This window comes from Pseudomonas sp. stari2, assembly GCF_040760005.1.
Classification (GTDB): Bacteria; Pseudomonadota; Gammaproteobacteria; order Pseudomonadales; family Pseudomonadaceae; genus Aquipseudomonas.
The window spans coordinates 1102213-1127242 of the sequence record NZ_CP099760.1 but is presented as its reverse complement, the minus strand read 5'-3'; the positions used below and the strand labels follow the sequence as shown (position 1 = coordinate 1127242).

Here is a 25030-nt window from a genome sequence, read left to right as displayed (position 1 = left end):
ACTTGTCGGATGCGCTGCGACAATGGTCGCCTGCCTGAATCGGGTAGGATTGGCGAAAATGTGGCGGCAAGCTCGAAAAAACAAGGAAATCCCGGGTTGAAACTCAGTGATATCGCGCGGTTGGCCGGAGTGTCCGTGACCACCGCCAGCTACGTCATCAACGGCAAGGCCGAACAGCAACGCATCAGCAATGCGACCGTCGAGCGAGTGCGGGCGATCGTCGATCAGCACGGCTTTACTCCCAATCCACAAGCGGCCGGGTTGCGCAGTCGACACACCCGGACCCTTGGCTTCATCCTGCCGGACCTGGAAAACCCCAGTTACGCGCGGATCGCCAAATTGCTGGAGCAAGGTGCGCGGGAACGCGGTTATCAGTTGTTGATCGCCAGTTCCGACGATGCGCCGGACAGCGAACGGCAACTGCTGCAACTGTTTCGCGCCCGGCGCTGCGATGCGTTGATCGTCGCCAGTTGCCTGCCGGCCGGTGACGACAGCTATCGCCAGTTGCAGGCCAAGGGTTTGCCGATCATTGCCATCGACCGGGTGATGGACCCCGAACATTTCTGCTCGGTGGTCAGCGATGACCGCGAAGCCAGTCTGCATCTGACCGAAAGCCTGCTCGACCCGCAACCGAAACAGATCGTGCTGCTGGGCGCCCGTCCCGATCTGAGCATCAGCCAGGAACGTACCGCCGGGTTCAAACAGGCCCTCGCCGGCTTCAAGGGCGAAGTGCTGATCGAGCACGCCGAGTCCTTCAGCCGCGAGTGCGGCAAGCAATTGATGGAAGAACTCCTGCAACGCCTCGGGCATTTGCCGGATGCGCTGGTCACCACGTCCTACGTGCTGTTGCAGGGTGTATTCGATGCGCTGCATGACTTCCCGCTGAAAAACCGCCCACTGCGCCTCGGCACGTTTGGTGACACCCAGTTGCTGGACTTCCTGCCGCTGCCGGTCAACGCCATGGCCCAGCAACACCAGTTGATCGCCGACAAGGCGCTGGCACTCGCGCTGGCGGCGGTCGAGCAATCGGACTACCAGCCTGGCGTGCAGGCCATCGCCCGCACCTTCAAGCAACGTATTCACCGGGACTGAGCCGTGGAGCTGATCGACAGCCACACCCACCTGGACTTTCCCGACTTCGACGCCGACCGTGCGGCGTTACTGGCTGAAAGCCGCGCCCTCGGGGTGCGGCGGATGGTGGTGCTGGGGGTGTATGAGGGCAACTGGCAGCGAGTGTGGGATCTGGTGCAAAGCGATCCCGAGTTGTACGCCGCTTTTGGCTTGCACCCGGTGTATCTCGATCAGCATCGGCCTGAAGACCTGCCTGCTTTGGTCGATTGGCTGACGCGGCTGCGCGGTCATCGGCAACTGTGCGCTGTCGGCGAAATCGGACTGGATTACTTCATCGAAACACTCGACCGCGAACGCCAGCAAGCGCTGTTCGACGCACAACTGCAAATGGCAGCGGATTTCGAGTTACCGGCGTTGATTCATGTGCGGCGCAGCCATGCGGCGGTGATTGCCACGCTCAAGCGCTTCAAGCTCAAGCGCGGGGGCATCATCCATGCCTTCGCCGGCAGTCGTGAAGAGGCGCGGGAATACATCAAGCTCGGTTTCAAACTGGGTCTCGGCGGTGCTCCGACCTGGCCCCAGGCCTTGCGAATGCATCGGGTGCTGGCTGACTTGCCACTGAGTTCGGTGGTGCTTGAAACCGACTCACCGGACATGGCGCCCGCCATGTACCCCGGCGTACGCAATACACCGGCACATCTGCCGGCGATCTGTACGGCGCTTGCGGGATTGATGAGCGTCAGTGCAGAAGAGCTCGCCGAGGCAAGCACCGTCAATTGCTGCGAAGTATTCGGCTGGTAGTCATTCGCCGTGGGCCTTCACCGCATCGAGCGTCAGGGTCATGTGCTGACGGCGGTGAACAAAACGCATCAGCGCGAAGTACACGAAAATCACGATCAATGAGGCATTCAACTGTTCGGTCACGTTGAGCAGCCCGATCCATTCCATCACCAGCGCCACCAGCAACGCGGTACACACTGTCAACGATGCGCTGAAGCGCAACAGGCCCAGCGAATCGAGGGATCTGAAACGTCTGATCTGTTTCGGGCAACGCAGCTCCAGGGCCTTCTGGCAGTGGGCACAGGTGAACGGTTCATTGATCGCAATGGCATTCAGTTGCCAGGGTTTGAGCAGCAGCGTGGTCTGGCAATGGGCACAGCGGCCCTGGACTCCCAGGGTTGCAACAGACATGTGTGGCCTCCTCCAAACGGTCAGTTGACGTGATCTTGATCCATTGAAGACGAAAAATCAGAGCCCGGAGGAAATCAGGAAATGGCTTACAAAAGTAAGCAAATAAGTACTACAAATTATTCCGACAAACCTGCCTCCGGAGAGACAGGCTGATTAAACCCGGAAGGCGCTGATCAACTGTTTCAACTCAACCACCTGCGCCGACAGTGCCCGACTGGCGTTTTCGGTCTGATAGGCCCCTTCGGCCGTGCGCTCACCGGCACGGTTGATCTCGACGATGTTCTGGTCGATGTCATGGGCGACAGCGGTCTGCTGCTCCACGGCAGCGGCGATCTGCTGGTTCTGATCGACGATCATGCCTACCGCACCGAGGATGTTTTCCAGGGCCTGCTGGACCTTTTCCGACTGCCCGACGGTGCCATTGGCCATCTGATGGCTAACGCCCATGGCCTTCACCGCTGCACCGACCCCGCCGTGCAGCTTGGCGATCATCTGCTCGATTTCTTCGGTCGATTGCTGAGTACGTTTGGCCAGGGTCCGTACTTCGTCCGCCACTACCGCAAAACCTCGTCCTTGTTCCCCGGCACGCGCGGCCTCGATCGCCGCGTTGAGGGCCAACAGATTGGTCTGCTCGGCAATGCTCTTGATCACCTCCAGCACTCGGCTGATCGACTGGCTGTCGCTGGCCAACTGGTTGATCACCAACACCGACTGATCGATCTCACTGGCCAGTGCTGCGATGCTGCCCTGCTGCGACTCCACCAGGCCACGTCCGCTGATGGTTTCATCGTTGACGCTGTGGGCGCTGCTGACCGCAGCCGCCGCACTGCGCGCGACTTCCAGCGAAGTGGCCGACATCTGGTTCATGGCCGTAGCCACTTGTTCGATCTGAGTGCGCTGTCCGGCCACGGCCTGATTGCTTTGCGCCGAGACGTTTTCCACTTGCCCGGCCTGACGCTCGACTTCGCCGACGGTATGCCCGACCCGCTCGATCAGGTCGTGGATCTTGCGCACCGTGCCATTGAACACCTCGCCCAGCTCGCCCAGTTCATCGCGGCTATGGGCTACGAAGTTGACCGTCATGTCCCCGGCGGCGACCTTGTCCATCATCGCGCCCAGGCGTTTAAGCGTGTTGCGGGTCGAGGCGTAGAAGCCGCCATAGAGGTAGAAAATCAGCACGAACACCACCGACAGCGCCACAGCCTGCAACACCATGTGCGTGCGGTTCTGCGCCAGACGTTGCTGCAATTGGGTATCGAGGAATTTCAGGGTGGCTTCGTTGAGTTGGTATGTCCGGTCCATCAGGCCCGTGACCTGATCATAAAAAGCCTGCCACGGCGCATCAAGGGTCTCGGCGACCACCACTTGCTCTTCGAATATTTCGCTGGCCTGCTTCAGCGAGGCCTTGCTGACATCGGCCACGGTACTCAGCGAGTCCCGCGCGGCTTTGCTTGAGCCCAGTGCATCCTGCAGTTTCAGCCCGTACTCGCCCTGGAGTTTTTCGATCTGTGCCAGCAGCTCATCGAACCGGGTGCTGGAGGAACTGTTGAGAAAACCCTGCCCCAACGAGAATGAGCCTACGGCCCGGCCTTCACCGAGGGTCTGAGTGATGGCTGGTGTGATCGCAGTGACCAGTTCGCTGAGTTGACGGATATCGCTCTGGGTGTCGCGGCTCAGACCGGCCTGGCTGGCGATGATCTGGCTGAAAATCTGTGCGCTGCCGAGCAGCTTGCCGATCAGCGCACTTTTGCTTTGCAGGGAGCTTTCCACTTGCTGGGCCTTGAACGCGGTAATCATCTCATCGCGCTTGGCATCGAAGACCTTGATCTGCTCCGGGTCCTCGGTCATGGCCGTCAGCCCTTGCAGGCGCACCAGCACGGTTTTTTCCAGCCCGGTGATTTGCGCTTCGACATTGCCGGCCTTGCCCGACTGGCCAAGGGTGACGTTGATCTGCACCAGATTGTTGAGGGTTTCCAGATCCCGGCGCAGGGTCAGGCTGCTGCCCAGCAGGTCGAGGCTTTGCAACTCCACCCGGGTGCCCTGGAATTCGCGATAGGAATCGCGCACCAGATAAAAGTTGGTCACCAGCATCGGTACCAGGAACAGCACGCTGATCAAGCTGAACTTCATGCCGAAGCTCAAGCGGTTCATCAGCGAGACGGCGGGATAGAGCAAGCTCTTCACTGGAAGTCTCCCTTGGTTTTTTCTTGTTTTTATTGGCAGGCGCGGGGCGAAAGCAGATAGCCACTATCGGGCGCTATCTCTGTATAGCTCAAATCGAAGGGAGGTTTTGTAACTTAAGGTTAACGAGGGGGATTGCCCCCCTCACCACGCGGATGGGCGCTAGAACTGCTAGTGCAACACCGTCCACAGCGCAAATCCGGCATACCACAACACGGCAGCACGCAGCAGCAGTTCCCACAGGCAATCGAGGGTATTGATGCCTTCCGGGCCGACGGCGGCGGACGGGATTTCCCCGGCAGCCAGGCCGACCTTGTTGATCAATTGCGCGGCGCTGATGTTCCAGTTCAACAGTTCATGCAGCATGACCCGGCTGACCGCAACAAAGTTGCCGACGAGGGCGAAACTCGCCGCCAGCAGGCGTACCGGCACCCAGTCGAACGCGTGCCGCAGTTGCCCTGCCCGCTCGGCCAGTGCCGGGTTCTGTGCGTTTTCTTCAGCCAGCGCCAGCAGGCGATAGCTCAGCGCGGCAACCGGGCCGAGCAGGAAGTACCAGAAAATCACTGCAAAGAAGCTCTGATACGCCTGCCACAACAGATGGCGCTGCACTTGTTCCAACAATTGCTCGCCACTTTCGGCACAAATATCCAGATCGCGTTTGGCCACATGGGCAGCGGCCTGCAAGTCTTCCCGGCGCCAGGCATCGCGGAACGGGCCCAGACCGCCGAGCAAATCACCGCGACCCAAACTGTAAATCACCACCAGCAGATGCACCGGCAGGGCCAGCAAGCCGTAGGCGACCGGGTCCAGCACTACCAGCAGCAAACCCAGCAACGCCACCGGCAGCAGCACCAGTATGACCAGCACCAACCAAGGCCGTTTTGTCAGATTGCCGCTTTCAAGCTTGTGCAGTTCGCGGATCCACCCGCCATCGCGTTGAACCCGGTGGCGCAAGGCCGAGAACTTCTCGATCCATACCGCCAGCAGTAACACCAGAAAACTCATTGTCCTTCCTCTTGTGCCAGGGCGGCGCGGTAGCGTGCCCAGTCGAATGCGGGTCCAGGGTCGGTCTTGCGTCCGGGTGCGATGTCGCTGTGCCCGCAGATGCGTTCGACAGTGATCGCCGGAAACGCTTTTTGCAAATGGCGGGTCAGCACGATCAAGGCCTGATACTGCGCATCGGTGAACGGCAGATCATCGGTGCCTTCGAGTTCGATGCCCACGGAAAAATCGTTACAGGTTTCCCGTCCGTCGAACACCGAAACACCGGCATGCCAGGCACGCTCAAGACAGGAGACAAACTGGGTGACCTTGCCGTCACGTTCGATCAGGAAATGCGCGGAGACGCGCAGGTCGGCGATCCCTGCAAAATAGGGATGCTCCGTGACATCCAGGCGATTCTGGAAAAATTCCTGCACCTTGCCGGTGGCAAACTGCGCCGGCGGCAGACTGATGTTGTGGATGACCAACAGAGACACTTCGCCCGCCGGGCGTTCATTGAAGTTGGGCGAGGGGCAGACCTGTACCCCGTGACACCACCCGCTTGCGGGATCCAACTGCATACCGATTCCTTCAACGCCGACTGTGTTGGCGCCCAGTATGCCGTGATCGGCCCCTGGCGCGCGATCACTTGCCGCGATTGAGCCGTCGCAAGTTACCGAGCACCGACTCCAGCGCGCGGTCGAACAGCAAGGTGTCATCCAGCGCCCGCACCGTCCCGCGACGGAACTCCATGGCCAGGGCGATGCGATTGCGCTCCTGCACTTTCATCCCGGTACGGTCGACAAACACATACTTGCCGGTCGCCTCGATAATTGCCGCCAGTTTGCAGCGCAAGGTGTGTTCTTCATCTTCTTCGAACGCCACCCAACTGCCCAGACGCAATTGATCAACCTGACGCAGGCTCGCGTCATCGGCCGGCAAACGCTCCGGGCCCAACACCGGATGATTGTCGTCGGCGGTCTGCAAAACGATGGCCTGAGACACCTGGATCATCGGCGGCGACTCGGCCTGGTCCGGCTCGGCGGAGGGCTGAAGCAATCGAACGTGCAGCGCTTCCAACGCGCTGAAAAACTCACTGGTGGCAAATGGATCGAACGCCGAACTGCTCAACCCGTCGCGCAACGACTTGAGCAGACCCGGCACCAGCGACAGCAGACGCAGGCCCGAGTCGGCATCCTCGTGACGCTGCACACTCCAGATCAATTGCTCCATGGTCTGCACGTCGGCGTGCCATTCGGCGGACTGATCGCCGTGTTTGAGGCACGTCAGCAGCAAAACTTTGCTCCATGCCGCCTGGACAAAGGTCACCACCGACGGCGGCAGGACTTTGCCGAGCATCGCCTGGTTCAACGCCTGTTCGACACGCAGGCGGGCCAGTTCGGTCTTCGCCCGGCCCTCTTCGGCATCACGCAGACGCTGCTCAAGCAGTTCGCTGCGACGGCGCTCGTCGCTGGTAAAGGTGAGGAAGTCCGCCAGCAACTCGGAGAAAATCGCCGGATCATCGACGAACTCCGTCAGCAAACGCTGCACTACTTGCTCGATGCGCAGATAAAGGCTGTCGCGCGCATCGCCATCGCATTCACCCCAGCCCATGGCCGCTTCGGCGATTTCGTTGAGCAGACGTCGCGCCGGGTGGCTGCTGCGACTGAAAAAGCTCTTGTCGATCACCGCGACTTTCAACATTGGAATCTGCAACCGGGCGATCAACGCCTTGAGCGAATCCGGCAGATTTCGGTCATCAAGAATACAGTCGAAGACCATGGCCACCAGGTTGATCACATCCTCGTCGGCGCCACCGACGATCCTTGATTTACCGCTTTTCACACTGACCCGGGTCAGCAATTGCTCAAGCTGATTACGCAGATCGAAGTCTTCCTGCCCCGCCAGCGCCGGCACGTACTGCTGTAAATGCGAAAGCAGGCGCAGCAGGTCGCGGGTGGAAATCGGCTGAGTCGTCGCGCTCGGCTCAAGAGTCGGCGCGACGCTGCCGCGCACGTGCATCAACAGTTCCTGGAGTGCGGCGAAGACCTCCTGCACACCTGCGTCCGCCGGGGATTGATCGAGATCGTCGAGTTCGCTGTGTACGCTGGCCGAAGCATGATCCCTGGCGCGACGGGCCGGTGCCGGTTTCAGCTCGGGCAACACGCCTGTAGCGACCAACAGTTGATTGGCCTCCGCGAAGAGCTGGTCGGTATCGGCCAGAACATAGCGCTCGAACAGTTTGAGCAGGATCAGTTTGACCTTGATCTCCACGCCCAGATTGCGCCCGGCCTGCAGGAAATACTCACACAGCATCGCCGGGCCCAGCGGGTTGTGTTGATCGTCCAGGGATTTACCGAGCAGCGCATTGAATCGCGCGGTCAATTGATCAAGGGCGAAACCGTCGCGATTCAGTACGCGGCCGACCATGGTCTCGATGGCGACACTGCGCTCCATGTCGTCGGTGCGTGCCGTGGTGTCCTCGTACTGCAATGCGTGGGACACGACATTTTGTGCGGGATTATCTTGAGTGAGGCCGACAAAGGCCTCGAAGAATTGCTCGAGAAAGCCGCGCTCAATGTTCTTGCGCTTGAGGCGCAGGTCGCGCATCGCTTCAAAAAAGATGTTCTGCTCGACGTCGTTGCGCGCCCGGTCGGCCATTTCGAACAGCGTGTCGTCGGCGTTATCGAACAGCTCCTGCAAACCGTTGCGCAGGCGCTGTGCAGCCTTGTCGCGAACCTGAAGCAGAATCACAGGCAGGCGGGCGAGCGGCGAGTGAGTCGCCTGATCGGTAGCGGCCTTGTGCAAAGGCACTACATTCCCGTCGTTGTGCATCCAAGCCTCCTGAAACGGTGATTTGCCGACGTCAAAGCTATGGCGTCAAATGCAAGGCGGATTATCTTGCAAAAGTTGTCTCCGGCGCCAGAGGCGTCAGGGTTTCCCCTAGGCGCCGACTCCTTCAAGTGACCACCCGGAAATCGGGTTTGCTCAAAGAAATTCGACCGGATGCAAGTCGACGCAGAGGTCTCGCCTTGGGTTGGTCGGTGCCATGCCCCTATAATCGGGCCACTTAGTTTGTGGAGCCCGTTATGCCGAATCTACGTCTCGCCGATTTGACCGCCGAAATCGAAGCCAACGTGCGCCGTGCGTTGCTCGAAGACATCGGCAGCGGCGACATCACCGCGCAACTGATCCCGGCCGAACGCCTGGCCAAAGCCACCATCATCACCCGTGACGCTGCCGTGATCTGCGGCACAGCCTGGGTCGACGCGGTGTTCCGTCAGCTCGATCCTCGGGTCGCGGTGCACTGGCAGGTACGCGATGGCGAACGGGTTTCACCGAACCAGCCGCTGTTTCACCTGGAAGGCCCGGCCCGTTCGCTGCTGACCGGCGAACGTAGCGCCCTCAACTTTCTGCAATTGCTGTCTGGCGTGGCCACCCGCGCGCAATACCTTGCAGACTTCGTCGCCGAAACCGACGTGAAACTGCTAGACACCCGCAAGACCCTGCCGGGCCTGCGTCTGGCGCAGAAATATGCGGTCACCTGCGGCGGTTGCCATAACCATCGCATCGGTTTGTACGACGCGTTCCTGATCAAGGAAAACCACATCGCCGCCAGCGGCGGAATCCCGCAGGCCATTGCCGCCGCGCACAAGATCGCGCCGGGCAAACCGGTGGAAATTGAAGTGGAAAGTCTGGATGAACTGAAGGAAGCGCTGGCGGCCGGCGCCGACATCATCATGCTCGACGAACTGAGCCTCGATGACATGCGCGAAGCCGTACGCCTGAACGGCGGCAAGGCGAAGCTGGAAGCCAGCGGCGGCATCAACGAAAGCACGTTGCTGCCGATTGCCCAAACCGGGGTGGATTACATCTCGATCGGTGCGATGACCAAGGATGTGAAAGCCGTGGACCTGTCGATGCGTCTGAGCCTCTGAATCGAGCGCGCATTAAAAAACGCCAGCCCTTTCGAGGCTGGCGTTTTTGTTTCAGACCACCAGATTGTTCATCTCGCAGTACTCTTCCCAATCGACACCCAGCACTTCGGCTGCCTCCTTGTGCAGCTCCAGGCGCTTGGCCTCGAACTCTTCAGGGCTGCTGGTGTACTTGAGCGTCAGTTCCCACGGCTGCAAACCCTGGGCTTCGGCTTCGTCTTCGAACGCCCATTGGATCTGGTCTTTCTGCTCATCGGGACTCAGGTCCTTGATCTCGTCCATCAACTCCGGCGCATCAAGTTTGTACTTCTCCAGCGCTTGTTCGTGGCGTTGCTCTTGGGTCAATTCAGTCATGGCGTTCTCGCTGATCTTAAGAATGGAAGATGGATCTGGATCATCAAGGATCTCTCTGACGCGGATTGTCCGGCCTTCGGAACCATTCGGGATCATCTGAAAACTGCTGGGCGATGCTCATGCAGACAGCGAATATAGGACGTTTGGCGAGCGAATTACACGGGTCTTTACATCTCTCCCACAAAAAGTTGACCTGCGGAACATAAACCGGATTTCCAAGTCGTAGCGATGTGCCATATCGGCACTCACCTTCGCTGTTCACAAGGAAACCCAGTGATGCGCAGTTTTTCGAAGATTTCTTCTGTTGTGTCCGCCACCGCTCTGACCGCCCTGCTGGGCACACTGGCCCTGCCGGCCAGCGCAATGGCCGTTGAATTGAGTAGCAGCAGCCCCTCCTATGGCGACCAGATCTCCGCCATTCACAACGATTTCGGCAAAGACGTGGTGATCAAGAGTGGTATCGGTGTCGAAGAACTGAAAAAGATGCGCGACACCGTCAACGACCAGTCGCGTCAGATCGAGGAACTCAAGCGCAGCAGCGGTTCCAGCTCAAGCTCCAGCGGCAGAGAGATTGATGATCTGAAGAACAAGGTCAAGGAACAGGATCGTCAGATCGATACGCTGAGCCGTCAGGTCGACGAACTCAAGCGCAACAGCGGCTCCAGCTCCAGTTCGAACAACAGCGAAATCTCCAGCCTGAAGCAGAAGCTCAACGAGCAGGATCGCGCGATGGATCAGCTCAAACGCACCGTCGAGGAGTTGAGCCGCAAGGTGAAATAAATGGCAGTGGTGCCCGAGACAGGAATCGAACCCTATAACTCAAAGCCCCATAGATATTGTCACTTTACAGTTTCAAGCATAATTAAGGTACTCAATCAGGTACTCATGCTATTCCTCCCTGCGTTTGCGAAAGCTGACAAGATCTCCGTCAATTCCAGCGTATGTAGTCGGCTGATAGCCGCTTGAAATCGGTAGAAGTCGCGCAGCCGGGGTTAGCGTCGATGTTGTCGATAAGATAAGTCATGCACTCGATCAGCCGCTGGTTGATGACATTTGTGCGGGCGGCTTCTAATGCCTGCTTGGCTTGGGTTCGACAGATCGAGCGGCCGAGCTGACCCGAAATCTCGTAGTGAGTGAACGCCGCCATGATGTGCGGCGCGAACTTATCACCGGCAAGGTTCAGAATCGCATCGTAATAGCGCTTGCCACCAGGCGAGACGCCATCGTTATAGGACACACCCCGGCCGATACGGCAGAGCAGGACCGTCTTGAAAAGGCGTGCCGCGAGATTGTCGAAGATCGAGTTTTGATCTGGCACGTACGACCACAAATTGGCTGCTACAGGAGCTTCGTGATGAAAGTTATCCCAGCCGTTGTGCTTGTCTAGTAGCTCCGTGATCAGCGTATCTACGATGACAAGGCGCTCGGAGGCGGAGCGGTAGGCATTGCCCCCCACCAGTGCAAAGAACTGGTCACCGAGCGCGTATTTGTCCTTGTATAGATTGGTGTTGTAGCCCTCCAAGACGATCCCAAGTCGATATCGTGGTTCGTCAGGACATGTGTTCCAAAGCGCAGGCACCAAGGTTGCGATATTCTTGCGTACACCTGGATCAGTGTCCGGGGCTACGTAGATGCCAAACACAGTTCGTAGCAAGTTTCCGCACAGATGGCTAGGCAGCTCCGTGAAGCGGCGCTCAATGGTCTGCCTCGTGGCCTGGTCGATTGGAGCCGTATGCCCCTTGAGGTTTGCGATAAACGCTTGAACTTGAAGGGCCGCCTCTGTTGGACGATCGTGCAATACGTCTTGCACGCACGTCTGCAACCACCCCATCAGCTCGAATGCATTTATGTTGTAGTTCGTAGGGTGGGATATGCCGATGTCGTTCCGCATATCCAAAATGTGCTTGAGCTTCTTGTAGGTGGTGTCGGAGATCAGCTCCAACTTCCGGCAGGTATCCAGAAGCACCGCATCCTTGAGAGCAGCGAGATCATCTCCAGTCCTGTAAAACTCGCGTGTCTTGCTCCCGCCAACGGCAGCATCGAAAAAAATATCAAGACCGTAGAGTGCTGCCTTCTTGCGAAGGTCGATGACGACCTCGTTCCAGATCGCATTCAGCGCATAGTCGAAAAGGCCAGAGCCGGCGCCTATCACAAACTTAGATAGGTAGCGGGCGTCGCGCTTTACCTCAGCCGGCAAAGATTGCAGGTAACCGGGAAGATTGCTTGCAATGATCGACCGCTCGGACGGTTCGGCCATAATATTTTCGTGAGGTAGGCCAACGTCGCGCAGAAAATCCACAAGGCGCTGAGCCTGCGGATCGATAAGGCTGTTTAAGCCTTGGGTAGTTATGACAGTGCTCATCGATTCAGTCCATTCCGTACGTTTAGCGTTCTGAACTATAGGCATACTCATCACACTTCGCAGGCTTCGCGTACGATTTTTCCCTTATCTATCCGCTCCGGTCCAAGGGACATTGCATAAAAAGCCCGCACGAGGCGGGCTTCTTAAGCGTTCATGGCACTGGTTGGCATTGCACAAGTCGATCGGCAGAAGCTGGAACAGGAACGAAAGGGCTCGAATCAGAGCATGACGGCCAATGCATCTGGATGCGCGTGCAGGGCTGAGAAGGCTTCCAAACATTTACTATTGCATTAACCACCTCGAGGACAATCACGCACCTGCCCCTGGATCGATCACCTTGGGAGTGAGCCGTTCCGCAGCCGATCTGAAGACTAGTGGAGCCGTGATGCCGATATTCATGGCAAGCAGTGCATTAATGGTTCCACCGGACTGTTGATGGAGGTACACAAGAAAGCCTCCAGCAAGCGGCAAGATAAAATGCGGCACCCAGTACCAAATATCCTTCAAATTTGGCCTTTGGGTAGGGGGCAGTTTGTGGACTTCTGCCAGCTCCAAAAGCTTTATTATGAGCGCACTTGCAGCTGCCAATAATACCGGCGTCGAAAAGATTTGATCCATCAATCAGCCCTATTCCTTAATGCCGACCCGATTCTTGCCCAAGCGCTAGCCTCTTTGTTGTGTTTGCTTCTAGTTGTGAATAGAGGCTCACCTGCTGGGCTTAAAGCGGAAGACTGCATTATCAGCCCACTATTTTCGCTGATAAGCTGTTTGATCCTATTAGGCGAAATACCTGTGGCCTTTGAGAGCCCAGAAATAGTTCGCCACTTATACTTTTTATCGTCAAGGGCACAGATCACACGATCTAATTCATTAAGCATACCAATGCCTTTTAAACACTTATCGCAATCGGGATTTGTACGCGCGGCGTAATAGCTACTAGCGCACTATATTTTGCTTGAATTTTCTCATAAAGATCGGGTGTTTTTTTGGATGATATAGTTACCACCAGAGCATAGGTTAGCTTAGGTGCTCGGCGAGGAGAGACACTGCTTCCTGGCTCCCGAGCTATATAGTGAATATCGAAGACCGGCTCCGAAAGTGACGATGATCTTTTTGTGACGGAGGCGCTTCGAACCGTATCCCATTTATGGGCGTCAGTTCTAAGCTCCTGCTCATTGCTCTTAGTGTGACGACCAAAAAAAGCAGCTGTCGCAGGGAAGCGAGCGTCTTTCTTCTTCTGCTTCGGGTCAAATTTTTTATGATGCGGCCTAAACTTCACATCAAGACCAGCCCTTGTATATTCACCAGGAGTATGCGGATCAGTAGTGCAAGTATAGCAGAAAGTAGCTTTGATAGTTACATCACCCTTGAGCCCGTCATCGGGCAGCGGGATTGGCGCTCGAAGAACTTTCCCAGGCTCAAGTTTCCCAGTAAATAAAATTTTCACCTCGCCATCTTGGCAAACAGTGATTCTACGAATATCAGGCTCAGCTATACCCCACCCGACCTCCTCAACTGGATGCCCAGGATTTAACGCCGAGTGGATAAGAAGAGCCCTAATAGCAGGGGTCGTTAAGGAGTTTCCAAAGTAAGCTCTAAGCCCCGCTGCCTGCCTTACTACGGCTGGCGTGGCAAAGCTAGTACCACAGTCCTCTGCAATAGATGGACCAGGGAAAATAAACTTAAACTTATCCTCCTCAACTCCTCCAAAGGATACAAGGTCAGGTTTTACTAGACCTGGGCTTCGCCCCGGGCCGATAGAACTGTATGCGGCTCTAACCCATCCTTCATGATGGCCATTGCTTGCACCAATGGCTAAAGCGTTGACGGAGTCGCTCGGAACCTGAATTCGACTGTCTGGCCAAGCTTCATCACCATAATTCCCAACTGCGACAGCGGCGAGAATATCTCCATCCCCAAGATGATCATCCAGCATCGATGTCCAAGCAGTAACTTCATCATCCCCTGCAATTTGCGCAGGCCCTATACTGAAAGAGATAATAGGATAATTCGACTGGGATAAAATGTTGTCAATATATAGCATTACCTCATACAAGCTACCATCTGTGAGCTCGTCACCGAGCACCCGATAATGATCTACTTCCGCGTAAGGTCGTTCCAACCCCCCTGGCTGAATATTGCCAAAAAGCAGAGCGGAGGTTACCGCTTGTCCATGCTCCAAGTAAGCGGGCACAGGAGCGCCGATACGAAATGATCCACTGGGCTCGATATTTTTTGCCCACAATCCAAAGGGATGGTTTCCAGGTAAGCCACCGTCAAAAACTGCGACCTTGAACGTTTCATCGAGAGCTTTTTCAGCAGGAATTGAGAAGCGACCATTCCCAGTACTGCGCAGCATCTGTGGGCGACTCACCGTTCGGAGCACAGGCATTTTTCGAATAGCTCTAATGAAAGAGAACTTTGCCAGTTGCTGCACCGATGCCTCTGTACCCTCCGCACTTAAAAAAAGCAAGCCTCGACTCTGGTATGATCGGGACATATCCAGCTTGACTTTACTCTTTGAAGCATATCTTTGAAAGTCTGCTTCCCAATCGATATCAATCGCACTATCGAAATGTACGATTACCTCTAATTTATTTGTATCTTGGTCAAAATCACCCAGTAGCCTATCTTCGGGTTTAAGAAGCTCCAAGCTTTCAATCTTCACAAGATCACTTGAAACATTGCTTTCTTCATCAAGCCCCGATAACGACTCCTTGAACGCTTGGAAAGACTCAGGCTCCCCTGCAACATAGAGAACAGTAGAAGCTATACCCTCATCTTTTTCGCTTCCCCGCCCTGCTTTTGGTTTGCTTTTGCTAGGCTTACTACCAATCAACCTTAAAGAGTAAGCAGCCAACAAAGAAACAGGAAATCCGGAGCGAGCTATGTATTGGGGATGAAGAGTGACAGAAGTCACAGCTTTGCCATCAGCTAAGGCATCCTTGGGAGTCACAGCGATGTCATTTATAACATCATCTAGCATGTGCCCTATGCGTTCAACCTGCTCATCCAGCGTGTAGGGCGGCACTGGTTCTCCAAAACCAGATTTAAATGGCACATGATCTGCCAGCTTTTCCCCGCGTCCAAATAGAAATCGTTCTTTCTCGGCCATTATTTAGCTCCTGCTGACAATGCTGATCTAAGTGTATCTCTTGAAACGCCGGTAATTTTGCTGGCCATTCGCTGTGACGCCTTCCCCTTGGTCACCAACAGCAATGCCAATTGCTTCCGCTGTGCACGATCATCAGGGCACTGCCGTTCTAACAGCATTTTCAAAAAATTGGTAGCGCCAACTTCACCCTCTAGTAACTGAGCCTTCCGCAGATTGTTTATCTCTCTCTGGAAGTCACTATAGGAAGTATCCTGCATGAGCACAGACACGAAATACAACCAATCTTTCGGCAAACCACTTCCTGTTGTCAATACACCTCCGACCCGCATCAGATCCTCTGTACTAGGTCGCTTAAACTCTACAACCTGATCAAACCTCCGCTGCACAGCAGGGTCAAGGAGGTGGTAATGATTTGTGGCAGCCACTAACAAGTTATTCCCTTGCCACTGATCTAGCTCTTGAAGCAGAACGGTAACTAGCCGCTTAGTTTCACCAACATCTGAATGATCGTCCCGTTTTTTGGCAAACGCATCAAGCTCATCAAGCAATAGGACACACGGACGCGAGCGCGCATACTCAAGGGATCGCTTTATATTATTCCCCGTCTTACCTAGATAACTACTTACTACGGTCGCCAAATCCAGCGTTAACAAAGGCACCTTCAGCTTCTGAGCTAAATACTTTGCACAAACAGTCTTTCCAACACCAGGTGGACCGGTAAATAAAATCTTGCTCGTGGGCATTATACCGGCTTCGATGAGCCGCTTAGTATTCTTTCGCTCTGAGATTATCAGATTTAACGGACCCTTGATTTCCTCCGAGCTGACAAAGCCGTTCGGAAGAGTTACTGGGTCTTCGACGTTAAGAAGCTCACTATTTGTTTCATTATCAGCCGGTACGGGGGATGTCAGACCAGAATCCTTTACGCGGCGTATCGCACTAGCCGCAGACTGGTCAAACCGCTGGGAAAAAACCTCATTCTGGATGAGCTCAGCTATAGGACTTCCCGCTTCTCGAAGGCTTCGCACCAAGCGCAAAGCTTGAATTCGCACCTTCTCGCCATCGCCCAGCGCACCGACCTTAGCAATCTGGACTAATTTTGTGATGACGTCGCGGAACTCGTCCATTTTTTTCGTAAACCCCTGATTTTAAAGCACTTGAAGGTGGACTAGAGCTCATTATCCCATCGCGACTGCGTAGGTACAAGGGAGTAGCGACGAACGAGGTGATTTTTTCTGTATGGATGCACAGTGCACCGCTCTATCAGGCCGTAGCCACTAGCTTGAGCGAAACCGCTCTGACCGCAGGCAAACACCCCTGTCCTGTAGCGCTCCTGACGGCATCGCTCTCCTCCACCAGAAAATTAGTCGCCCAGCTTTGAGATCGCCACGCTTCTATACAACGCACTCGCCTTACAGCGAAAAGTTGGCCGCCAGATCGAGCTTTCAGGGCTCCACAAGTGGCCGCTTCAGAATGCATACGCACGAAAGCGTAGGGTTGTTGATACGTATCACAAAGTCATCGAGTCACAATAAAGGGCATCGCAGCTCGCATCCCGCCGCTCCCACAGAATCAAGGCGGACGCATGGCCATGTGCTACCTTTTCGTAGCCTCTCATCCATGTTGCTTACAGGAGTACACATGTTTACTGATATCAAACCAGCTCCGAAACCAAAGCGCGAAGACGGTAACGACGACCGCAGGCGGCACGTAAATCCGCCTAACGATAAGAAGCACCCGACTCTGCCTATTCACAAGCACAAGCCAGGTGATTGATTCGCTGTAGGCTGTTAGCCCTCCAAACACAGAGCATGTCGGAGGGCTTCTAGTGTTCAGAGCGTCCTTCATCCGTAAGGCCAGCTCATCCTCTGCCTTCAGCATCTTGTGATAGGTAAGCAGGTCGAAGTCAACGACCCGATGAAGCAAATGGCGCACCGTTAGGTGCCATCGCGGGAAGGGAACACCAAAACGCACTCACCAGCTCACAGTAACGTGGCGCCCATCGTCAGTGAGTATCGCTACCTTTCCTCAAGCAGGCGCCTGTCTCCCCGATAGTTGTGGCTCTTCTCAGGTTCGCAAGAAGATCAGCTTCGCTGACCTTTCCACTCCGAACGCTTGTGAGCTCTGCCTTTTTGAGCCAAAGATGACCTTCCTTGCTCTTGTTGGGAATGACAGTGATGACGATATCCACTGCCGGGCTTCCTGAAAATGTCCCCGACACCTCTGGCTTGGTGAAATTGAAGGTGAGCTCATCATCGTCCGTTGCAGAGACGCTTTGAGCGGTGGCAATCGGGGCTCCTGCCCGCGAAGCAATTGGAAACTTGGCCGAATAAAGTGCAGTGCCGTTGTGTATCTGCTTCGTTATCTCCAGAAAGTATTGCTCCCGGTCCATGACGCTGGAGGGCGTCGTGCATTCCTCTCCCTCAGTAGCGAAATACTTCCCTTCGAACGCGTAATCCCCCTGCCAGCATCCAGTTATTGACGCAGTTACCATCGCCAGTAACGCCAGTTTCCATTTCTTCACTCAGCACGCTCCTTGATAACAATGTGCCATTCCATTCACCCCTCGCCAAAGCTACGGGATACGCCCACAGCATTGAGTTGCTGCACAAATAGCTGGCAGCGGAATTCGTCCAGACATAAAAGCGCCGGCATCCAGTAAAGGCGAATGATGGAGCCCTCCGAGGCCACAATGACCCGACGCCCTGTCGCCTGCCTCCACGACCAGGAGGGAAACATTGCAGATAACACCACAAGCTCCTGGAGATCGGCGTGCATCATGGTTTCCGCTCGCCGTTCGCTTCTCGACGCTCAATCCACTCGGCCACGCTCCACAACCCCGCACCTAGCAATGCCAGAGCGACGATCAACCATAGAGGAACCAAACGGTGAGCCCCCAGCCAAAACCCCGCCCCGGCACATACAACTGTGACCAAAAACTGCTTCATACCAACCTCCAGCCTCATTTGAAACTGAAGTTACCTCCACCTCAGGGCGTGTCATGGCGCTCTAGAAAAAAATGCTCAGTTCCCCCGCTGGGAATTGGGGATGCCGTAGTCATTTCTTGAGAAGCCCCGTGGTGCGCCAGGGAGATAACAAGGCGCGACAGGGTATGAAGATGAACCCCAGCGGCCTGCCTGTGATAGCAAACGGTCTGTCACTGGTGCGGCGGTGACGCCATTAGTTGGCACGAAGACATACCGATGGTAGCGCTAGGTTTCGTGGGACTTTTGACGGGCAGCCTAAAGGTGACTCACTGGCATGCCAATGGTGGAGCAGTGCGGCCAGATACCGGAGCGGTACGAAACCGGAGATTTCATGGGGCGGCATGCAGGCAGCGCGAGTGCCGCCTGCGGAATGGGGGGGGCTTGTGTAGATGGGCCCCACTGATCGTGGCGTCATCATCTGCACCAGGGCGGTCAACGCCGCCCCTCCTGCCCAAACTCTAATTTTTAGGTTTCGGAGGGTTTAGCGATCTCCCCGCACCTTGACTACTGGGCCGGGGTGGTGGAATCGAGCTAGGACCTACCGGATCGGCAGACCGAGGGACCGATGGAGATGCTCCAGCGCCTTTCTGAGGGCTTGAACCACCTCCACGCCCTGATGAAGCCGCAGCACCTATCCCCGCCAACCGAGCCCCCAACATGGCGACGCCAACCGCTTTCATAGCGAAGCGACCCGCATCGCTGGCTGTAGCCACGGCGCCTGACAGGCTGCCCGCCAGCCCTCCCAACGAAACACCAAGCATACTCGAAGTGATCCAAGTGGAGAGGCCAAGCGATACGGCAGCTACGGCTGACATCAATCCACGAAGCCCATCGTAATCAGCCCCAACTCCAGTCCATCCACTCGCAGCTCCTGCCTGCGCTACAGCTACAGCGGCCATGGTTTGTGAGATCGCAACGGTGATCATCTGGGCGGTCATAACCGCGATGACCGGCAAAAGAAGTAGGGATAGCCAATTGACGAGTATCTTACCTCCCCGCAGAGGCGCCAGCAGCAGGAAAAGCGGGGCAAGGATCAAGACAATCCAAAATAACCAAGCCGACATGATGACATATCCCGGCAGGAGCGTTTGTAGATCCAGCCAGCCACTGAAATTTTTGAACATCTGAGCAGCGGCCAAGATTCCCCCGGCGACCTCGCTGTTCTCATGCGATAGGTCTGTCGTTCTCTCTAGAGAACGAGTCATGAATCGTTGCCACGCCACCGCAGTACTGACGGCTCCGACCTCCGCACTGACTCGCTGCCCACCTGCGATGACCTCACCTGATTCGCGCAGCGCTTGATAGGCCTGCTCTGCTCCCATCTGCGCGATCTGGTAAGCCTCGACACAGCTGGACGGCCGAAACATGATCCCCTGGTCTTCTCCGACGATTGTCGATTTCTGATTGGGTATTTTGCTGATCGGTAAATAGGACGGCGTAGCTTCCGATTGACCTGCAAGCCTTGCGGCCCAGTGCGCCTGAGTTGGCAATGCATAGCTGCTCCCCATGAACGGGCCAGCAGATTCTAACGCTCGTATACCCGCTTCTCGGCGTGACTGGATGGCTCTCTGGTCGAGAACATGTTCCAAACCAGTCCGGGCAGCTCCCCCGCCCAGCAGATAGGCCCCCCAACCGCCATTTTCCTCAGCGGAACCAAACACGTACGTCCACGCACCGCCAAGGCCCGTACGTGCCTGCGCAATGAGACCGACTTCTTTATCCGGAATGCCGAGTCCCCCGCCGCCCAGCAGGCCAATGGCATGTAATGCTTCTACCTTAGCTGCATGCTCAGGCCCTGCGAGCTCAGCAGGTGCCGGGGCACAACTGGCGTTGTAATCCCTGATCAGTCGGGCCAGATCGCTACCCGCAAACACATCCGCTGAGCGCCCAACCATATTGTCGATTGCAGACTGCGCCGGGACAATTGTGCCGGCCACTGTTTGGTCGCTCAAAACCTGATCGAATGCCTGCCGGTACATCACATGTATCGCCATGACAATTTTAAGCGGAACCGCTTGGACCTCGATCATTTGCACTGAAGCACCACTCGGAAGCGTGACAGTTTCCGGTCTCATGCCGTACGCCAGAACCAGGAAAATTAAGATTCCTGCAAAGAATGTACGGCCTGCCCCCTCACCGAGACGCAGCACAACCAGCAACAACCAGCCAAAGCCAACTACTGCGATTAGTTCAGTGCTCGTTTCATTGAGTGCTACGAATAATGGTTCGGTAGCGGTCATGATCGTCAGTGCGACGTTTTCCCACAGCCCGAACACCCAGTTGAACCCGGCAAAATCCTCAGCCGTCGCGACACTCATTAGACTATCCGCCGCCGAATCATCCAGCTACGCAGGGCCAAACCAATCCTGACCGCCCACAACCCCAACCAGAGTAGACACAGTGCGAAACCGAGCAGGATGAAATACTGGGCCGCCGGTGCTGCTAACAGATTGCCGGTACGCTGAACGGCATCATACTGCTCCACAACATACTGACCGTATCGCCGCATAACCGCCGCAGTGACCAAGTGCAGCAGGCCTAGAATTGGCCCGAGGATAATCCCTGCCCTGCCTACCCACTTTGTGGCAAGAGGCATCCGCAGGTACATTGAATCCAGAAAACTCCTCAGTTTCATGCTCACATCTCTCCGGCAATAAGGCTGAACAACCTCCAGCCTATCGCCCCCCTTCTTGCGTCTCCACTCAACCCGATGTAGTTACTACCGCCTCACTTTTCGGCGCCTCTGTGCCCGCTATGTAACGCGCCTAAATGGCGCTCTACATAGCGGGCACACTCGACCATTCCGATTTGACGCAACAAATACAACGCAGCGACATTGCGTTGTCTGCCCATCCCCATTTTCGTAAGCTGATCAGGAACCAAACCGCACTGCCCGGCAGTCTCGTTACCCGTGTGATTCATGGGTTGGGACAGTGGCAGGGGGCTCGGCCTGCGTCATCGCGGGCAGTAGCCCATCGGCCACACCTGCGTCATCGCGTGTGTGCCCGCCCTAACGCCGACTACGTGTCGGGACCATCAACGACCAATCACTTAAGGAGAGAAGACCACCCAGCATGGTCAGCCAGACCCAATGGCAACCGAACCTGAGCGGACATTCAGGAACTCACTCGGAGACTCCGAGTAGGCGTGAACAGTCCCCGCCTGCGTCTGATGCAAAGGGGGGCGAACAGGCACACAACGAACCATCTACGGATGGTGTGTCGCTGAACCGGCAACGGTCAGGAGTTCTTACATCTGATAGAGAGAATCCCATGAGCGAATTCGATGCGCAGAGCATTACTGCACGCCTCAAGGCCGAATCTAGGATTCGGAGAAAACCCCGAACCTATGCCCAACGTCGCTCATTGCTGGATAACTACAAGTACGAGCTGTTGCAGCTTGATTCAGCAGGTTGCAATGGCAGCGAACTGCAACGCTGGATAGCGGAGAAAGGCATCAAGATCCAACGCTCGACAGTGCACCGATGGCTACATCGGAATCGCCAGAGTGGCTAAGTTTGCCAAGCCTGCGAAACAAGCCGCGTCCGTGATGAAAAGCCTCCAAGGCACCCACATCCGCTCAGTCGGCACCGTTCGCAACTATGAGCAACGTTTGGTGCGCATTACCAGTTACCTTCAAGAGCATCGACTAGGCAGCCTCCGTGAAATGACACCTGCCCGTGCTCTTGAATACCTCCAGCAACGTGCAACGGTCGTTGGTCAGAAAACCTTGGACATGGAGCGCCAAGCCCTCCAAGCCATGATGCAGCATGTCACTCATCAGCTACCACCAAGACAAACCCTGGAGGTAATCAGGAGCACCGCGACAAGTCGCATGGGAACGACAAACCATCCCACTTTGGGTCGCAGGCTTGCTGATCAGGCAAGAGCATACAACCGCGAGCAAATGACATTGATTGCAGCTCGCCAAGCTCCGCATAACGCACTGGCGACAGAGATTGCGCACTCCGCCGGCCTTCGTGCTCATGAGTTACTCGGCCTTCGCAGAACGCACCAACGTGTGCCGGATCAACGTCCGGCGCACGGAATGAAGTTTTCAGGAATTCGCGAGACGACTATCAGCTATACCGTCCACGGCAAGGGCGGGCTAATCCGCGAAGTACGTATTCCGATTCCCCTAGCCCAACGGTTGGAAAGAACACGGTTGGCAGAGCCACGAATCGTTAAAGATCGAGGAATCAACTACCAACAGTTTTACGGGATTGGCGGCGGTCAGCCCTGGAGCAAAAGTGTTAGTGCAGCCTCCAAAGGAGCGCTCGGCTGGTCGAACGGCGCACATGGACTGCGGCATACCTACGCCCAAGAGCGCATGGCGACATTGCAACGCCACTTAACGCGAAAACAGGCTCTGGCGGTGGTTTCACAGGAAATGGGCCACTTCCGGCCGGAAATTACAGAGGTCTATCTGCGTTGAGAATAAACATCGACCCTACGTGGATCAGCAGCAGCTTGCTCTTCGTGATCGGCGTATCAGTGATTGTGATTGGTGTCTTGGCAGTGATGCTCTTGGAAAGCAAAAAATCTAGAGCGCGGCTCAAAGCCACCCTCAACGCCAGTGTCGAGCGGCATAAAGCTCTGCTCAAGGAACACAGCGACGCGCTCAAAGAGACAGAGCTGCACCACCATGGCCATATCTCTGAAATCACAAAGCGGCACGATGAAGAAGTCGAAAGCCTGCGTGACGTCCTTGCCATTTCTGACCAAGACCGCGACGTAGCATTGAGAGCCGCCTACAGAGACCAAGAACAGGTCCGATTGATGCAGGACCGGCTGGATCAAGTCACCGCATTGATGGACTCTTGGGCTCTTGGGGGCGACGAAACAGCTTCTGCCGTCAGACATGCTCTTAAAGTCGAGCGCACTCGCAGTTTTCATACCCTGTTATAGGCCCAATTCAGGGTTCAGCACGTCATTTCCGACAGCACGCAATCTAAATGCGGAGCAAGCTTCAACACCTCCAAATCCACGCTTTGGACGGAGTTCGCTTCGTACGGATATCGAGTTCCGACGAATAGCTTCGAGGCTGTTTTAATCCATTTTTCTAGGGGGAAATCTGGCGCTATACGCTCTGATACTTCGCATAGTCGATTGGTCAGCTCAGGCGAAATGACGTTGTACAGATCGGCCAGGCCATGACCATTTCCAGGCATCCGCACAGCGAGCCGCAAATGCCCTTCGGGGTCATGCTCAGTTCTCGGATGTCGGGGGTCAGCCTCCACCAAGCACGATTTCAGAAATAGCTCACAGGCGAGCGCCGAATTCATAACGGCTGGCCAGAACAGATTCAGATCGCGGTCATCAGTAGCCCTTTGCTCCAGTATCTGAGCAGCTCTCATAAACGTTCGCGCCTCCTCGATAACCCAAGTGCTAGGCAATGGTTCGTGGTTCATCCTTGAAAACCTCATGGATTCAACCGAAACGGCAGTGATTAGAATTGATTAATAACAGATTAGTGTACTCAGTAAAAATCGCTGCATCCCTTACCCTTGCTGGGCTAGAGCGCGATTTCACAGTCGAACTCAAGGAGTGCTAGAACGGTACATCATGGGTGCTGGGACGGCATCGCCGGGGTCTTGGAACGGTAGCCTAGGGTGTTGGAACGGCAAGGTCGGGGGCGCTGGAACGGCAAAAATAGGGGGGCTGGAACGGTATTAGCGCTTCTTCGCCAGATGGCGCTGCTGAGAAGCGCTTGGGGTAGTTTTAACTTGCACCAGATTTCCTTCCAAAAGATAGCTAAATGGCTGCCCCTCTGCGGTACTTGCACGCGCTACAGCTTCAAGGGAGCGGCGCAAATCTTTTTTGAAGTCAGATAAAGACTTCGCACGACTCCCGCATAATTGGTGTAGGGTCTCAACTTTGTAATCATAAGACTTTGCATGCGATGAATAAAATCCGTGCACCCATTGAGCAAGCGGCTTTCCATGTAGCGCCTGGCGAACAGACCAGTTCACATTAGTATACTGACTGCCATTAAACAGCACATGAAGCTTTGGATTCAATCGAATGGCGTATATACGTTCACTTCGCTCGTCTTTAGCACGATAGACTTCATGAATAAAGCTCCCCTCATATGAATGCTCCCCCACCTTAATCTGCAACGCTGTAGCCTTGAGCCTACTAATATGCTTGTCTAAAATCTTTCGGTTTTTCCCCGTATCTGTTTTACCAAGAATCTTCAACAGCCGATACGCGGTTACCCTGCACTCCGTACCCAATTCCTGCATTCGCGCTAGGTGCAACACCGTCTCCCACACATCTAGATCACCCTGATCAAGTAGTGCACCTGTATAAACAATACCGATACCCCCAAGGGCATTAATTTCCATTTGTTCAACATATGGCCGATGTCCTTTTCCAATTGCACCAAATAGCGCTGAACGTAGAGCGACGTTAGGAACACGACGTACCGAGTCGGACCAGTTCGGTAATAAATGAACCTCATCCTCGACTTTGACCTCTTGTGGCGTAGCAAGAGAACGCTTTTGATTTTCCTCAATTCGAGCCAGGAGGCTCGTAAGTGTTCTATTCACAGTCATCACTGAGGAATGGATGCACTGATCTTCTGTGCCACCCAGGCATGTACTTGCTCGGCAGGCCAAGCCACAGAGTTCGCACCAAGGGAAACGCCTGGAGGAAAATCGCCGGCTCGGATCAACCGGTAGATCTGAGATTTGCTAAGCCCTACCAGAGCACAGACCCCAGGTAGGCGAAGCAATAGAGGTGAGACAGGTTGACTAGCCATCTGGACGGGTCTCCTTGGAACCGGATTGGATGGCTAGGGATTTAATGGCACCTGTGACAGCGAGTCGTGGCAATTGCCGGTTTTTCACGGA

Annotated in this window: 22 protein-coding genes; 7 read left to right on the top strand and 15 right to left on the bottom strand. The window is 55.5% G+C overall.

From position 1 onward, the window contains the following. The first annotated feature begins 96 nt into the window (after nucleotides 1-96). Both cra and NH234_RS04980 read left to right on the top strand, forming a co-directional pair. Nucleotides 97-1092, top strand: a complete 996-nt coding sequence (gene cra / locus NH234_RS04985) for a catabolite repressor/activator (RefSeq protein ID WP_367255801.1) — start codon at nucleotides 97-99, stop codon at nucleotides 1090-1092. Between the two features lie 3 nt (nucleotides 1093-1095). Then, nucleotides 1096-1872: a TatD family hydrolase gene (locus tag NH234_RS04980; protein WP_367255800.1), complete on the top strand. Its 777-nt coding sequence runs from the start codon at nucleotides 1096-1098 to the stop codon at nucleotides 1870-1872. Here the strand turns inward: NH234_RS04980 and NH234_RS04975 are convergent, their stop codons facing one another. The 5 genes from NH234_RS04975 to NH234_RS04955 form a co-directional block, all read right to left on the bottom strand. After that, nucleotides 1873-2262: a hypothetical protein gene (locus NH234_RS04975; protein ID WP_367255798.1), complete on the bottom strand. Its 390-nt coding sequence runs from the start codon at nucleotides 2260-2262 to the stop codon at nucleotides 1873-1875. A 153-nt stretch (nucleotides 2263-2415) separates the two neighbouring features. Then, the gene (locus tag NH234_RS04970) at nucleotides 2416-4446 is read right to left on the bottom strand and encodes a methyl-accepting chemotaxis protein (RefSeq protein WP_367255796.1); all 2031 of its coding nucleotides are present in this window, start codon (nucleotides 4444-4446) and stop codon (nucleotides 2416-2418) included. A 168-nt stretch (nucleotides 4447-4614) separates the two neighbouring features. After that, on the bottom strand, nucleotides 4615-5448 hold the full coding sequence (gene ampE, locus NH234_RS04965; protein WP_367255795.1) for a regulatory signaling modulator protein AmpE: 834 nt from the start codon (nucleotides 5446-5448) through the stop codon (nucleotides 4615-4617). Further along, a complete protein-coding gene (ampD, locus tag NH234_RS04960) occupies nucleotides 5445-6005 on the bottom strand; it encodes a 1,6-anhydro-N-acetylmuramyl-L-alanine amidase AmpD (RefSeq protein ID WP_085729555.1) in 561 nt (186 codons plus the stop codon). Before ampD ends, ampE begins: the two co-directional genes overlap by 4 nt. Nucleotides 6006-6069: 64 nt before the next feature. Then, on the bottom strand, nucleotides 6070-8259 hold the full coding sequence (locus NH234_RS04955; protein WP_367255793.1) for a DUF1631 domain-containing protein: 2190 nt from the start codon (nucleotides 8257-8259) through the stop codon (nucleotides 6070-6072). Between the two features lie 254 nt (nucleotides 8260-8513). Here NH234_RS04955 and nadC point away from each other — a divergent pair, with 254 nt between their 5' ends. Further along, nucleotides 8514-9362 carry a carboxylating nicotinate-nucleotide diphosphorylase gene (gene nadC / locus NH234_RS04950; RefSeq protein WP_367255791.1) on the top strand — a complete coding sequence of 283 codons (849 nt, stop codon included), beginning with the start codon at nucleotides 8514-8516 and terminating at the stop codon, nucleotides 9360-9362. A gap of 51 nt (nucleotides 9363-9413) precedes the next feature. On the opposite strand, the gene NH234_RS04945 is transcribed toward nadC, so the two are convergent. Then, nucleotides 9414-9713 (bottom strand): DUF6388 family protein, encoded by a 300-nt coding sequence (locus NH234_RS04945; RefSeq protein ID WP_085729552.1) that lies wholly within the window; start codon nucleotides 9711-9713, stop codon nucleotides 9414-9416. A 276-nt stretch (nucleotides 9714-9989) separates the two neighbouring features. Between NH234_RS04945 and NH234_RS04940 the strand changes: the two genes are divergently transcribed. Beyond that, nucleotides 9990-10493: a hypothetical protein gene (locus NH234_RS04940; RefSeq protein WP_367255789.1), complete on the top strand. Its 504-nt coding sequence runs from the start codon at nucleotides 9990-9992 to the stop codon at nucleotides 10491-10493. Nucleotides 10494-10641: 148 nt separating this feature from the next. On the opposite strand, the gene NH234_RS04935 is transcribed toward NH234_RS04940, so the two are convergent. From NH234_RS04935 to NH234_RS04910, 6 genes are all read right to left on the bottom strand, one after another. After that, complete coding sequence (locus NH234_RS04935; RefSeq protein ID WP_367255787.1) at nucleotides 10642-12075, bottom strand: hypothetical protein; 1434 nt, start codon at nucleotides 12073-12075, stop codon at nucleotides 10642-10644. Nucleotides 12076-12384: 309 nt separating this feature from the next. Next, nucleotides 12385-12693, bottom strand: a complete 309-nt coding sequence (locus NH234_RS04930) for a hypothetical protein (protein WP_367255785.1) — start codon at nucleotides 12691-12693, stop codon at nucleotides 12385-12387. Between the two features lie 271 nt (nucleotides 12694-12964). After that, complete coding sequence (locus NH234_RS04925; RefSeq protein WP_367255783.1) at nucleotides 12965-15190, bottom strand: S8 family peptidase; 2226 nt, start codon at nucleotides 15188-15190, stop codon at nucleotides 12965-12967. Further along, nucleotides 15190-16317, bottom strand: a complete 1128-nt coding sequence (locus NH234_RS04920) for an AAA family ATPase (protein WP_367255781.1) — start codon at nucleotides 16315-16317, stop codon at nucleotides 15190-15192. Before NH234_RS04920 ends, NH234_RS04925 begins: the two co-directional genes overlap by 1 nt. An 878-nt stretch (nucleotides 16318-17195) precedes the next feature. After that, the gene (locus NH234_RS04915; RefSeq protein WP_367255779.1) at nucleotides 17196-17714 is read right to left on the bottom strand and encodes a hypothetical protein; all 519 of its coding nucleotides are present in this window, start codon (nucleotides 17712-17714) and stop codon (nucleotides 17196-17198) included. A gap of 921 nt (nucleotides 17715-18635) precedes the next feature. Next, nucleotides 18636-20495: a hypothetical protein gene (locus NH234_RS04910; RefSeq protein WP_367255777.1), complete on the bottom strand. Its 1860-nt coding sequence runs from the start codon at nucleotides 20493-20495 to the stop codon at nucleotides 18636-18638. Nucleotides 20496-21449: 954 nt separating this feature from the next. Here NH234_RS04910 and NH234_RS04905 point away from each other — a divergent pair. The 3 genes from NH234_RS04905 to NH234_RS04895 are packed head-to-tail and all read left to right on the top strand — an operon-like array spanning nucleotide 21450 to nucleotide 23084. Then, entirely contained in the window at nucleotides 21450-21692 is a 243-nt protein-coding gene (locus tag NH234_RS04905; RefSeq protein WP_367255775.1) for a hypothetical protein, read from the top strand. Continuing rightward, nucleotides 21685-22611 carry a site-specific integrase gene (locus tag NH234_RS04900; protein WP_367255773.1) on the top strand — a complete coding sequence of 309 codons (927 nt, stop codon included), beginning with the start codon at nucleotides 21685-21687 and terminating at the stop codon, nucleotides 22609-22611. The genes NH234_RS04905 and NH234_RS04900 overlap by 8 nt, the downstream gene beginning before the upstream one ends. Nucleotides 22612-22646: 35 nt before the next feature. Continuing rightward, a complete protein-coding gene (locus NH234_RS04895; protein ID WP_367255772.1) occupies nucleotides 22647-23084 on the top strand; it encodes a hypothetical protein in 438 nt (145 codons plus the stop codon). Between the two features lie 14 nt (nucleotides 23085-23098). Here the strand turns inward: NH234_RS04895 and NH234_RS04890 are convergent, their stop codons facing one another. The 3 genes from NH234_RS04890 to NH234_RS04880 all read right to left on the bottom strand — a co-directional run bounded on the left by NH234_RS04890 (nucleotide 23099) and on the right by NH234_RS04880 (nucleotide 24939). Then, nucleotides 23099-23587 carry a hypothetical protein gene (locus NH234_RS04890; RefSeq protein WP_367255771.1) on the bottom strand — a complete coding sequence of 163 codons (489 nt, stop codon included), beginning with the start codon at nucleotides 23585-23587 and terminating at the stop codon, nucleotides 23099-23101. 261 nt (nucleotides 23588-23848) lie between these two features. Beyond that, nucleotides 23849-24727 carry a plasmid replication initiator TrfA gene (gene trfA / locus NH234_RS04885; RefSeq protein ID WP_367255770.1) on the bottom strand — a complete coding sequence of 293 codons (879 nt, stop codon included), beginning with the start codon at nucleotides 24725-24727 and terminating at the stop codon, nucleotides 23849-23851. 5 nt (nucleotides 24728-24732) lie between these two features. Continuing rightward, nucleotides 24733-24939, bottom strand: a complete 207-nt coding sequence (locus NH234_RS04880) for a helix-turn-helix transcriptional regulator (protein ID WP_367255768.1) — start codon at nucleotides 24937-24939, stop codon at nucleotides 24733-24735. Nucleotides 24940-25030 lie beyond the last annotated feature (91 nt).